Annotated in this window: 9 protein-coding genes; 3 read left to right on the top strand and 6 right to left on the bottom strand. The window is 29.0% G+C overall.

The features are described 5' to 3' along the window. Positions 1-5: 5 nt before the first annotated feature. Complete coding sequence (locus ACXLDF_RS07075) at positions 6-764, bottom strand: HEAT repeat domain-containing protein (RefSeq protein WP_457557804.1); 759 nt, start codon at positions 762-764, stop codon at positions 6-8. A gap of 123 nt (positions 765-887) precedes the next feature. Here ACXLDF_RS07075 and dsdA point away from each other — a divergent pair, with 123 nt between their 5' ends. Continuing rightward, complete coding sequence (gene dsdA / locus ACXLDF_RS07070) at positions 888-2279, top strand: D-serine ammonia-lyase (RefSeq protein ID WP_457557803.1); 1392 nt, start codon at positions 888-890, stop codon at positions 2277-2279. Positions 2280-2304: 25 nt separating this feature from the next. On the opposite strand, the gene ACXLDF_RS07065 is transcribed toward dsdA, so the two are convergent. The 5 genes from ACXLDF_RS07065 to ACXLDF_RS07045 all read right to left on the bottom strand — a co-directional run bounded on the left by ACXLDF_RS07065 (position 2305) and on the right by ACXLDF_RS07045 (position 7545). Then, the gene (locus tag ACXLDF_RS07065) at positions 2305-3468 is read right to left on the bottom strand and encodes a 2-hydroxyacid dehydrogenase (protein WP_457557802.1); all 1164 of its coding nucleotides are present in this window, start codon (positions 3466-3468) and stop codon (positions 2305-2307) included. A 150-nt stretch (positions 3469-3618) separates the two neighbouring features. Next, positions 3619-4437, bottom strand: coding sequence for a hypothetical protein (locus ACXLDF_RS07060; protein ID WP_457557801.1), 819 nt, complete (start codon positions 4435-4437; stop codon positions 3619-3621). A gap of 63 nt (positions 4438-4500) precedes the next feature. Next, positions 4501-5349 carry an acyltransferase gene (locus ACXLDF_RS07055; RefSeq protein WP_457557800.1) on the bottom strand — a complete coding sequence of 283 codons (849 nt, stop codon included), beginning with the start codon at positions 5347-5349 and terminating at the stop codon, positions 4501-4503. A gap of 54 nt (positions 5350-5403) precedes the next feature. After that, positions 5404-6204: an acyltransferase gene (locus ACXLDF_RS07050; protein ID WP_457557799.1), complete on the bottom strand. Its 801-nt coding sequence runs from the start codon at positions 6202-6204 to the stop codon at positions 5404-5406. A 228-nt stretch (positions 6205-6432) separates the two neighbouring features. Next, positions 6433-7545, bottom strand: a complete 1113-nt coding sequence (locus tag ACXLDF_RS07045; RefSeq protein ID WP_457557798.1) for a coiled-coil domain-containing protein — start codon at positions 7543-7545, stop codon at positions 6433-6435. Between the two features lie 185 nt (positions 7546-7730). Here ACXLDF_RS07045 and ACXLDF_RS07040 point away from each other — a divergent pair, with 185 nt between their 5' ends. Both ACXLDF_RS07040 and ACXLDF_RS07035 read left to right on the top strand, forming a co-directional pair. Next, positions 7731-10295: a DEAD/DEAH box helicase gene (locus ACXLDF_RS07040; RefSeq protein ID WP_457557797.1), complete on the top strand. Its 2565-nt coding sequence runs from the start codon at positions 7731-7733 to the stop codon at positions 10293-10295. 94 nt (positions 10296-10389) lie between these two features. Continuing rightward, positions 10390-14421 (top strand): hypothetical protein, encoded by a 4032-nt coding sequence (locus ACXLDF_RS07035; RefSeq protein WP_457557796.1) that lies wholly within the window; start codon positions 10390-10392, stop codon positions 14419-14421. Positions 14422-14450: the final 29 nt, after the last annotated feature.

Raw genomic sequence — 14450 nt, 5'->3', positions numbered from 1 at the left:
CTCCTTTATTTTCGTTTCAAAATTCTCTCTGCTTGTTCTTTAATTCTTAAAAAATATTCTTTAGCGCCTAAAATTGTTTTTTTTATAGCATCTTCAGAATACTTGCGAATAATTTTCAGTTCTGATTTATCTTGGTAAATTTTTCCTAAAAGTTCTAAAGCAACTGGAGTTTTATTCTCCCCTAATGCGAGAATTGCTGCTCTTCGTACTTCCATACTCAATTTTGGAAAAAGATCAGATGGAATTAAGAGTTGTTGAAGAATTTCAATCGCGCGAGAGCCTCCTATACGACCAATAGCTAAGGTTATTTGCTCCCGCATCTCTTCAGAAAGATTTTCTTGTTGTAAAATGAGAAATAATCGTTCGAGTGTACTTTCTCTTCCGCAACTTGCCAATGCTTCGATTGTAAATTTTCGAACACGATAATTTGGATGATCTAACATATTTTCTAATGGCTTTAATGATTTTGAAAAGCCAATTTCGCAGAGTTTTCCTAAAGCTAGAACCGTTTCCATCAAAATAGGAATATCTTCTTGTGATAAATATTTTAATAGAGTATCTCCAGCTTGGACATCTTGGATAATTCCTAAAGCTTTAATGGTTTCTATTTGAACATCATAATCTACTTTATTTTGAAGTAATTGAAGGAGCTCGGGTACAGCTTCTTGCATTCGCATTTCTGAAATTGTTTTTATAAGCTTAATTTGCTCGTTGGGATTAGCTTCTTTAAGTCTTTGAACTATTTTCTTAACTGTGGGAGACATTTTTTTTGCATCAGTATTTTTAAATTAATATTTTTACTTCATTGTTTTCTATTATATTTTCATTAGTTGTACTTTATGAAAAATATTTTTATTCTCTAGTTGTCTCAATAATTTTAATTGCACATGAATGAAAATACTTTAATAAATGGAGTTTCTCTAAAAGTCTGGAAAGAAAAAATTCCACTTTTAGAACCATTGATGAAGTTTAGAGAAATTTTTTGGTTTAATCCGCGATTTCAAAGTTATAATTTTGCAAAAGAACGAATAGAGAAGAACATTTTCTCATTAAAAGAAATTTTGAAAGCTCAATCACTTTGGGATCGTTTTTCTCCATTGCTTCAAGAACTTTTCCCAGAAACTGAAAAAACGAAAGGAAAAATCCAATCTTCCCTTTTTGAATTAGATGTAATTAAAGAAAAACTACAAAATATCGGCAATACATCCATTATTGGGCGTGTTTTTGCAAAATGTGATAATGATTTGGCTATCGCCGGCTCAATTAAAGCACGTGGGGGCATTTTTGAAGTTTTAAAAATTACAGATGGATTATTACGAGATAAATGGAGATTTAATGAAAATTCTTCATATAAAGCAATTTCAGAACAAAAATTTCGTAAATTTTTTGAGAAATACACAATTTCTGTAGGATCAACAGGAAATTTAGGTTATAGTATTGGAATAATTGCGAATAAATTAGGGTTTACAACAAAAATCTATATGTCTAATGATGCAAAAGAGTGGAAAAAGCAAAAATTACGAAGTTTGGGTATAAACATAATTGAAATCCAAGGAGATTACAACGAAGCAGTAAAAGTCGGTAGAAATGAGGCATCAAATGATCCAACAGTATTTTTCATTGACGATGAACGATCATTTAATTTATTTATAGGTTATGCAACAGCTGCTCTTGAATTAAAAAATCAATTAAATCAAAATAAAATACTGGTAGATGAAGATCATCCTCTTTTTGTTTATCTTCCTTGTGGCGTTGGGACTTCACCTGGTGGGATCACTACTGGATTAAAAATGCTTTACGGAGATAATGTGCATTGTATATTTACAGAACCAGTTGCATGCCCCAGTATGTTAATTGGATTGCTAACAGAAAAACATCATGATATATCTCCAAAGATGTTTGGGATATCATGCAAAACTCTTGCAGATGGCCTAGCTTGTCCAAATCCTTCTGAATTTGTTGGGAGATTAGTTGAGCCTTTGATTAGTGGAATTTATACTGTTACTGAACAAGATTTGTTGGGTTTATTATCATTGCTTTGGGATTCTGAAAAGATAAAAATTGAACCTTCAAGTAGTGGGGTTATTTTAGGCCCAGTTCATTTGTATCAAGCAGAACGTTATAGTAATTATCTTAAGAATCATTCTATTTTGGATAAGATGGAAAATTCCACTCATATTATTTGGCTTTCAGGTGGTAAACATATCCCCCAAAATATTTGGGAGCAATATTATAAAAAAGGATGTGACACAGAATTTTATCAACTTTGTTCAAAATAATAAAAAATTACTCATGTTAACAATTTCATTTAGAATCATACCACCAATTCCAAATACGATATGATTCCCATTCTTTTTCGACTTTTTTTATATTTTTTTCAGTGATTAAATTTTTTAATTCTGGAATTAAATGAATCTTGCTTAAATCTCCAGGTTTATGAGAGTTTGCAAAAGCTAGAAGATCCTCAAGCATCATGATGCTCATTTGTGCTCTAGTATCTGCGTCTGAGCTGGCATTATGCGGAATAAAAATAAATCGTAATTCTGGGCGCATTTTTTGGATTATTTTAAAGTCTTCAAGAATCTTAGGATTGATCGGTTCTTCAGGATAAACATCAAAGGCTAAATGAATAGAAATTTCCTGTTTTTTTAATAATTTGATTAGAGAAGAAAAGTCAATAACAGCACCTCGAGCTGTATTAACCAAGAGTGCATTTGGTTGTAGCAAACGAAGTTCATTTTCTGAAATCATTCCTTTTGTTGAAGAATTCAAAGGCACATGCAAAGAAATTACTTGAGATTTCTGTAAAACTTCGTTTATATCTGAAAAATATTTTAAATTTGTAAATTTATTCTCTAGAATTGAGTTACGATTTAAATCATAATATAAAATTCGAATTCCCCAAGGTGCAAGTCTTTTTACCAATTCAGTTCCAATTTCACCTAAACCAATTATCCCAACTGTGAGATTGTCCAAAATATTTGTTAAATTTTCATCTAAATCCCATTTTTTTGTTCTTTCCCAATTACCTTCCCATAGGAAATTATGCAGATGATTAAGATTTCGCAAATTGGCTAAAATCAAAGCAATTGTAAAATCTGCTACTGATTTATGTAAAATTGAAGGTGTGTGAGTAATTAAAACTCGAGGATCCAGTTGAACATGATCATATCCCACAGTGCTTGTACAAACTGCTTTAATTGTTGGTATTTCCATGATTTCTTTTTTGATTGGATGGCTAATATGGCATCCTATGAAATCCACTTGAAATTTTGTTATATCTTGAATAATTTTGGTTGTGGATGGAAATTTTTCCGCCGAAATCTTTAAATTGGAACATTCTTCTAATTTATTTCGAAGAGACATAATTTTCTGGCTGAATTTTTTCGAAACTTTTGGATGATTTGCAATTTCAAAGAAAACAGGAGAAGTTAAATAAATAGTTGGTAAATGGAATTTTGTTCCCATAATTAAAGAATATGAATAATAGGGCTTAAGTTTTAATAATAAATTGTTAATAAATCTTAAAAAAAAAGAACCTTAAATTAGTAAAAGAAATTTAAATTTAAAAAAGTGAGAATAATTATCGTTTAAGGTAAGATAATTTCATAAATTTCTTTATTTATCCATTCCGATATAACGCGCTTGGACTTTACGCTGAATGTTAAAGAAATAATACATTATAACCATTGTCAACATTGGAGGCACTATTAAATTATATCCTGCAGTTAATTGCAAGTTTGCAATTGGGAATACGTCAACATCAAGAATTCGAAATATAAACATGTCGGTTGGCAAAAAGAATGTGACTATAGAGCAAAAAGCCCAACCAAACATATACATATAACTCCATTGTCGTATTTTGACTGCAGCTATGATAACCACGAAGAGGTGCACATGAATCATTTGTAACCATACCCATACATCCCATTCAAGCATTTGATAAATGGAGTTAATATAGCATGCATATATTCCCAAAAGAAAATAATATAATAGATGATACCATTTAAGAGTGAAATTACCTTGACTTGGTATATTTCCTAAAATTGCTAAAGAAACTACATATGCCATATACAAGCCATAATAAGGTTTTATCGGAATAAATGTAAGAGCTGCAATAAAAAAACCACCAATTGCAGAGAAACCATAAGCAGGGGTTTTGGTTTTACTATTAATAATCATGGAAACAATAATAGGAATAACCATTAAAAAGAATCGAACAAAATAGGAAAAAGCCCATGATTCAAATGCATATCTACCATCTGGTAAATGAGTAAGTACACTATCCCAAAGTGATATTAACCACACTGTTAATAATCCTAATCCAAAAGTCAAAATAAAGTAACTCAGCATTCTTATAGGTTTTCCCTTTAAATAGACTCTTTCTGCTTTGGGTTTTTCAACAGTTGTCCACCATGTAATGAGTTTTTCAAACATGGATAATTTAACTCTTCAGAAAATTTAAGGATTTCGCGCTTGGTTAATTAGTATTTATTAAGATCAAGAATGATTAAGGTTAGATTTTTTTTGTAGTTCTAAAATTGACATTTGTCTTTCTGTAGGACAACCAGAATAAACTGAGTTTTCTTCCATTATAGTAAAAGGATGAGAAAAGGAGCCCCCATCAACAATTGTTCCTTTTTTTACATGTGTTCCTGGTAATAAAATAACTTGTGGACCAATTTGTACATTATCTTCAATAATTGTTTTAGCTACAAGAATTTTATCACCTTGAATCAAATAGGAATAAATCGCAGCAGATTGGCCAATTATAACATTATCTCCAATTTCAATGAATTCTGGTGAAATCCAAGTATGATTGATTTCTGAATTTTTACCAATTTTTACTCCAAAAAATGAGAAGGTGAATTTTTTCTTAAAAAATATAAAGGGGCTTGAATAATTCAACCAAAATAGAAAAATTCGAGTTAAATTTCGTAGATTCCAAAATAAATAGTCTTTGTCTTTTGGATGTCGATAAAAAACCCCTTCTTTTGGAGGATGTATCTTATTTAAGAGAATTTGCAAGATTTTAGTTATGTAAGCAGACCATATTACTGTAATTATATATACTAAACCTAATAAAATAGGAAGAAAAATAATCGCCACCCAAGTTGGATATTGCCACCAATTTTTCAATAAATTAGGAAGAGTCCATGAAATCTCTGGAAAATTAAGAATAGTGGGTAATATCTGGATAAACCATGGATATAAAATCCAAAATAAAAGAAATGCTGCTGGTATGAGAGAAATCCAGATTTCTAGAAGATATAACCAAATAAATCTGCGACGAATTCGGGGATCAACATATATAGGAGGTGTTAGTTTGGTACTTGTAGGGCTACTCATTTTTTTTCTCTTTCCTCTTAATTTTTTTCTTTTTTATTATTTTTTAATTCTTTTTTAATTCTTTTTTAATTCTTTTTTGATTCTTTTTTGATTCTTTTTTGATTCTTTTTTTATTTTTATTGGTAATGCAATTTTTGCGGGAGATCCTACATGAATACAATATGGTGCAAGTTCTTGATTAAAATGGGATGTACAACCTCCTCCAAGTACTGCACCTTCACGAACTATTGTTCCTGGAGCTACAATTGCACCGCCCCCAGCAATTCCACTTTTTTTTATTACGACCCGTTTAACATATAGTTGATTTCCAATAATAGCATGAGCAATTAATTGGGTGTTTAAACTAATCATACAATTATCTTCAATATCAACCATTTCTGGATCTATCCAACTATCATATAAAACAATGTTTTTGCCTATATGTGCGCCAAAAACTCGATAATAATACATATCTGCCCAAGGAAGTGGCATTGCACGAGCTACATAAAGAGCATAATAGCACATCCAAAACCTAATAAAATAGAACTGAGATTCTCTGCTTGAAAGATCAAATAAACCTTCTTTTGGTGGTTCTATAATTCTAATGAGATGATAGATCAATCCAGAGATTAAAATTGTAAGAATGTAAAATTGCCATAATAATCCATAAATAAAAATAGGAAGTAAAAGATAACCCCAAATTTGCCCTTTGAAAATATGAGAATAATAACCTTTATTGATATAATACATTAGAATGAGAGTGCTCCATACTTCTATCAATAGTATAAAATGTGAAACTCGTTTTCCTGAAAGATTAGCTGAAATTAATGGATAATTTTTAATGTTAGGGTGAATCTCTGTAATTTGCTTTGGCATTAACACTTCATAAGATTAGAGTAATTTTAAAATTATTCATACTATTAACTATTGAATAAGGAGTATACTCTTAAAATACAAATTATATTTAATTAATTATCATATCTTTAAGAATAATTTCAAAACAGCCGTCAAACCATCGAAAAAGTGTTTTTAATTAATAAAATTTATTGTATTTTTCTATTTCTGTCAGATTATTAATAAAAAATGAAAAAGAATGAAAAAGAATTAAAATTCATATCCACATTTTCTACAGCGTTTTTTCTTAGCGTATAATGGAACATGACCAACATAACTTAGAACTTTGGTTTTATCTTCAAAATCAACAATTTCAGTACTATTACACATTGGACAGATAATTCGAGTATCCGTTCCGTAAGTAGTAACTTCAGGAATTGGAGGTTCAAGTTCAGTGATCTTTGCTTCATATTCTTCAATTTTGCTATCTTTTTCAGTAATTTTACCTTCTAATTCTTCAATTTTATTTAAAAGTTCTTGAATTTTAATATCTTGGGTATTATCCTCCAATCTTTCTTCCATATCTTGAACTTTATTTAAATATTTGGAAATTTCTTCTTTTTTCTCTTCCAATTCTTTTGTTAATTCATCCACTTTTTTATTTAGTTGATTAATCATCTCATCTTTCTTTGAAACCATGCCTTCGAGTTCAGTACTTTTTGTTTCAATAGTTCCTGTTAATTCATTTATCCTTGCTTCATTTTGGGCTAATTTTGTAGATAATTCTCCAATTTGTTGGTTCTTTTCATCAATTGATCCCTGTAGATTAACAATTTCTTGTTTTTGTTGATTTATTTGCTCATTTAATCCATTAATCTTTGCTTGTAAATCAATTTCATTCTGTTTGTGATTTTCTACTTCATTTTCGATTTCAGTTAATTGTTTTTTTAAGGTATCGATTTCCATATCTAATGAATTTTTTGCCTGTTCTAAGGTTGTTTTTTGTTGCTCCAAATTGCTTTTAATTGTTTCAAGAGATGCTTTATCAGATTCAAGTTGAGCTTTTTCTGAAGATATGGTATCTAGTGATTGTTTAAGTTGATCTCTTTCATTTTGAACTGATTGTAGGTTATTAGTCAATGTTTGAATTTCTTTATCTTTTGCTGAAATTGAATTATTTAAATTATCAACATTCTTTTGAAGCGATTCAATTTGACTTTTGGCAGTTTCTAGTTCAGTCATATTTTTATTTAACGCTTGAGTTGTTTTTTGAAGATTATTTTCAAGATCATTTATCTTCCCTCGTTGATCAAGAAGTGTTTGTCCTAATACTTTATGGGGCTTGTCCGGCTTTTCTTTCACTTTTTGCCAATCTATACTCATATTTTTCACTTCACTTTTTCAAATGCATGTTTTATAAATTTTAATAAATTAATAAGAATTTGTCGCTTGTACCTAAAAAAATTTGTTATGTGAAAATAAATACAATTTGAGCTTAATGATTTAATTTTATTTCTTAGTTAAAAGAAAATTTAGGAAATGATAAAGCTGATTAAGATCTAAAAATAATGGTGAAGCATTATCCAATATCATTATTATCTAGATATGGATTTAGTGAGAAATTTATTAAAATACTAAAAAAAAACAATATTATAAATTTATTTGAAAGCCAATTTCAAGTTATAGATAAGGGTTTATTTACAGGAAATTCATTTTTATTATGTACACCCTCAGGAAGTGGTAAAACACTTGTAGCTGAATTGGCTGCCATCCATAAAATTTCGATTAATGAAGGAAAAATTTTATTTTTATTACCATATAGAGCTCTAGTTTCTGAAAAATATTTTTTATTTTATAAGAGATATCGACAATTTGGTTATAAATTTGTTCAGATTACCGGAGGAATTGAAGTATCAAAAAAGAATCTTGAATCTGCTGATATATATTTTATGACTTATGAAAAATTCGATTCTTATTTACGTTCAATAATGCAAAACTCATGGATTTACCAAATTAGATTAGTAATAATAGATGAAATTCATATTCTGGGGGAAAAAAATCGTGGTGCTCGGTTAGAAAATTTAATTATACGAATTCTAAATTCATTAAATAAGATTCAAACATTATTTTTTTCTGCAACAATCGGAAATCCTGAAGTATTTCATCAATGGTGTGCTAAAATTTACAAATTTCACAATCCTAATAAAAAATTTCATTTAGTCACCACAAATCAGCGTCCAACTGATTTAAAATATATAGTTCAAATAAGTAAAAATAAAAATAATTCAATTAAAGAAATTTTAGAAAAATCTTCTGTATATTATAGTTCAATATTAATTTTCTCATATTCTAGGAACGATACAGAAAAGACATGCGATTTTCTATTACAAGAATCTATTATCACCAAATCTAAACCCAATAAAATGTATTTACTTCAATTTTTAACTGAAAATTTTCAAAATATAGATTTTCAAAATATTAGACAATGGAAATATATTCAAAATGGATTAGGATATCATCATGCAGGATTATCTACTGATGAAAGATTATTGATTGAACAATTATATTTACATGGTTTAATAAAAATTTTAGTTGCGACCTCGACTTTAAGTGCAGGAATTAATACACCTGCAAAAATTGTAATTTTAAAGTCAATCTTTCTTTATGAGAAAGTTGAAGATCATTCAATCAATCCTGTGTTTAAAAAAAATACTGATAGAAGAAAGAAATATAAAAAAAAGATAATCAATTGTAATGAATTTCACCAAATCTGTGGAAGAGCTGGAAGGATGGAGTATGAATCTAATGGTTATGCATATATTTTGGTTGATAATTTTCAAGAAAGGGAATGGTTAATCCAAAACTATTTCACAACTAAGAATAACAAATCATTAATTCCAAAATATCAAAATATTCAATCTTCGATAAGTGTTAGTCAAGATGTACTGGAAGAGATAGTCCTTCTAAGAGTATATGAACAAGGTTCATCAAATTTCTTTGAATTAGAAGATTTTCTAAGAACCACATTTCATAGTTATAATTCTAGCAAATATCTTCCAGTTTGGGCTCAAATTAACTTACATCCTTTAGATTTAATATCTATGATTATGGTATTATCAAATAAAATTCCAGAATTATCTTTAAAAAAAAGAAGATATTCTGTAACAATTTTAGAGTATATTCCAGAAAAAGAGTTGATATTTAAGGTTAATTTAAAGAATAATAAAAAACCAAAGAAAGAACGAGAAAATCAAGATTCAATTTTTGTTGTTCAGTTATTAATCAGTAAAGGTGTTAGGTATACGAGAATAACAAAAAATGAATTTAATTTTAAATTTACAAATTCTTATTCTAAATTTCCTTTTGATAATGATGATTTTCTGGTTTTTTTACTTATAATTATTCTGCATACGTTAAGAAAGGTAGAATATTTGTCAAAAAATGAGAAATTACTTCTATTTTTACCAATTCAAACGGAGAATTTCTCTGATTCAGGAAAACAAATAAAAATTTTAGATTTTCAAAAGGATGCAGAGAAAATTTGTAATAAAAGTATTTTTAAAAAATCTATTGTTGAGAATTTAGAAAGATATAGTGTTATTGAAGAAATTAAAATCGAAAAAGAAATTGCATTTCCCCGTTTTCGATGCACAAATTTGGGAACGATTTGTTTAAATAATTTTCTTTTCCCCAAATATATATTACCTCTTTATCATTTTGCTAAACATTTAATTAAATCATCTGTACAATTTACCTTATTTTATATTCTTCCAGGATTAATTCCAATTATCCAGAATGTACTAAAAATTGATGCGGATCACATAAATACTTGCCTAAATCTGTGGATTTCAGAGTATGATTATAATTATGTTATTAAAAAAATTCAAAACCTAACAAATTACAGATTTTCAATTAATGATCTACTTCACATTACAGAAAAAACAGCACAATTGATAAAAGTTTTAATAGATCTAATTCAATTGATATCTCCAAGTACTTTTGTAGGGGAATTAAAAATACTAATGAAAAGAATCCGTTTTGGGCTAAAATCCAAGTCACTTATACAACTCACAGAATTTTCTGAAGTAGATGTATTATTCATTCGTAATAATATTCTTTTTAATAATACATAACAGCAGATTTTGTCGAATAACAATATCTGATCCAATATATTAAAAAACTAAATGAAATTTTTTAACCTAAAAAATCTACGAAAGGGACCATTAAATGATCACGATACGATGGAAATCGATACAAAAGAAAATAGTTCCAGTGGTTTTGGGTATGATTTTTATTTTGTCAATGAGTATTCAGATTTATAAACCTTTTAATTCTGTTACATCTACTCAAACAAACCCGAATACTATACAAACTCCACTGGTTTCCCAATTAGATTATGAAATTCCTATCTCAGGACAAGGTAACCTTCAAGACGTCTATGTCTACATGCAAAATCACTCGATTGCCAATGGGGTTAATGAATTTAACATTTCGAGCGAGAATGGCGCATATTATCTTAATGATGGAACTTTCAACTTTACTATGAATAAAAATCACTTAGCAAATTACACTCTCGAAAATGATGACTCTTTACATTATGAACGTGAAAAAGTTTCAATTAGCACTACATCTGATATGTTTACAATTGTAACTGGTTCTGAAAATGCAGGAGCTGATTTTATTTCAGTGGATAGTGCTTTATCTGGTGATCAAGTTGTTGAAACAAATATTTCAATTGATGCTTCTGCATATCCAAAAGAAATATCTACTATTTTAGGATTTAAAATTCAATTAGAAATTCAATCGGGTTCTGATTTATTACTTAATTCATCTCTCTATAATTATTATTCGACTAATTTTGATGTTTTAGATTCAGATCGTTATATTCAAGAGATCTCATCAAATTATCGAACAATTACATATTATATACGAAATGAAAATAATAATTATATCAATATTTCAAAAAACCTTGTGTTAAATTTGCATTTTAGAAATGCGACTGAAGCATTCACTTTGTTAATTAATAGCCTTAAAGTTGATGTGATAAGGGGACATGAAGTAAGTTTCAGCTTGAATAATCCGATTGCTTTAGAATTTGATATTAGAGGCGATTCAACTGTTTTTGGATTTCAAGCTTGGATTCGAGCACTAGACATCGAGGATTCTGTTACATCTAATTTAACAATTCAACTATGTCAAGCAAACATTTCTGAACCAGTAGCGAGAAGTCAATTATTAAATCCATCAAACTCTCAATTATTAGCAACACCTGATGAAACAGCAATACTTTCTGAGATCTCAATTCTAAACTATTCAAATGATGAGCCTATGTGGTTTAATTTTACCTCAAATCATCTTGGTGTTGATTTGTCTGTCGGAAATTACTTCATAGTTATTTCAACAAATACTTCAAGCGTAGTAGGTGAAAAACGTTTTACATTAGTCTCAATTCCATTTGACGCACCCTTTGATCCAAAAGATCCTGACAATAAAATTGATCATCTTTTACTAACAAAATCTACTACATGGGAACAAGCAAAAGCAACTCTTAAATCAACAAGTGATCATCCACAGTTAGATGCAAGTAATTTTATCATAAATCTTAGCAGACCATATTTACCATCTGAAATTGGATTAACTATTGATGATATTCCAGTTGAAGATACCTATATTTGGGACTATCCACATGATACACTCGATGATCCAATTGATCAAGCCTACTATGCTTCTTATTGGTGGGGTTATGGAACAATAAAACTTGATTTTTCCACTCCAATTGGCTTATCTAATCAGAATTTTACAATCACACTTGATTGGGATCAAGAAATATATTCTGGAAATATCTCATTTACAGTTGAATATTTAGTTCAAAAATACCTAATTAAAACCGCTGTCAGCACTTATCAACTAGAGATTGATAGTGATCCATTCTGGAATATCACTTTTTCATTTAATCCAAATGAATCAATATTTTCTGATTGGAATTTTACTAAATTTGCATATGTAATTCCTGATAATTGGGAAATCTCAGATTTATTTGAAAATAATACCCAAATTCTTTCCTTAGCAGAAGATCCTTTTATTGAAGATGAAAAAACATTTATCGAAATAAATTCTTCTGTTGCAGATTCGCAAGCTGTTTATACATTATCTGCAAATTCCCCAAATTACATTAAAGATTCTAATCTATTTTTGAAATATAATGATAACTTATGGGAAACTAAAGGATTCATGCAAAATGATGTAATTGCTTTATCTGTTGGGCTATTAACAGATGATAATTCATATCTTTCAACAACAGGAAAAGTTACTGCTCGTTTATATAATACAACTGGAAATCTTATGCAGTCAAATATCTTAACAGATGATTCAATTGATGAAAACTCAAGTTATTCATGGTTCAATTTTGAAAATATGGCTCTATTTAATACAAATCAAACTACTCCACTTGGTGAATATACTATTTTACTTAATTGGACAGATGGAAATCAACTAGGATTTCTGAAAATTTCATTCTATTTGAATGAATATAAAGCAGCTATTCATGAATTTAATCATTTAGAAGAAGAACAAGTAAATCAATTAATTGGGACAATAACACCTTTTAAAACTGATATTAATACATACGATTATACAATATACGCAGTTGAACCAATTGTTTCAAGTGAATCTTCGTTCATTCTAAATGAATCTCGAGAAATTTCACTTGGAGATGATTTGTATATAACAAATTATGCGATTAACGAAACAGTGTTGAATCCAAATGAGAATATTTCTATTGAAGTTATAATAGAAAACCGACACCATAGTCTAGATTATAATGTTTCAGTGATGGCCACTTTAGTATATGCAAATAATCATGAATGGATTTTATCGAATGTCTCTTCAACATATTTATTAAATATGTATGGTGCGGCAAATGATTCAGATGAACATTCATTCTATTTGAATTTGACTGTTCCAGATATGAATACTGGAGGATTAAATTGTCCAATTCGCAATATGCCCATGCAGATCCAAATTTCTGTTAATATTGATGATTCTGAGATATATAATTCTGTAGAATCTCAATATTTATACTATAGTCATCTTAACGATAAGGACTTTGAGGGTAAAGTCTTAACTGTTAGATCTTATAATGATTTAACAGGACCATCCTTCACTTCAAATATTCAAAGAGACATGTTAGAACTTCCTGGAGATGTAACATATTTCATCCAAGTATTCAATGATTATTATATGAGTATGACAATGGAGAGTAATTTATCAACTACAGGCAATAAAATATTTGGCATCTTTTCCGATTTACAAGCTGAAACCGATCCAATAGATCACTATGCAACACAAACGATAACAGGTAAATTTATTGATGAAAATTCAGAAATAATGCGTAACTCTGAAATTAAATTCTTCTATGATTCTCGTGAAAACTCTAGCGATAATAGCGAACCTGTGTGGACTCCATTAACTTCAAAAAACAATGATACAAGCACTTTTACTGATGATGAAGGTTTATTTGAGTTTGAATTTGATATGTCACAGACTCCATTAAATTCAGAAGTTCAGATAATGGTAAAATATATTGGAAATAGTACACACGCGACTGTTAACTCTTCATTAACGATTGAACTAAATACATATGAACAAAATCTCTTAGTTTATGTTGATACAAGCAAAACCTTGATTAAAGGTGCACATAATTTAGTTAATGTGCGAATTGAAAATACAGGTAATTCTTCCTTTAGTAATGTTTCTATTACCATTAACTCAGATTTTGATGCTGAAATAAATATTAAAGATGCTTTGGCTCTGTTGGTAATATCTAGCGGCGAAACTTATGAATTTGTTATTGATTTTTATGATAATGATTATCAATTAGATTCAGTTATAGTAAATATTACAATTGTTGCCACTGTGAAAGAGACTGGTGAAATCTTCAAAATCGGATCTGTTCACGAGTTTACTACTTATGAAGTGAATACTAATACTTTGTTGACTTCTGCTCTTGTTGGTGGATTTATCGTTTTTACAATTGGATTGTGGTTATTCAGTGCAAAATATATCAAAACGAAAGTTGATGAAATAAATGCTCCAATAACCCCAGAAACTTCAGTTAAATCAAAGAAATCACGAAGAAGAGGGGGTAAATATGTGAATTTAGCAGATTTATCCGCTAAGAAAGCAGATGAAACAGAAACACCTTCTACTGAAGAAGGTACTTCTCTTGATGAATTGCTTGATGATGAAAAAACAAACTAATTTCAATTCACACCTATTTTTTAAATTTT

This window comes from Candidatus Harpocratesius sp., assembly GCF_054039255.1.
The sequence above is the reverse complement of the archived record's forward strand: the minus strand, read 5'-3'. Positions and strand labels throughout refer to the sequence as shown.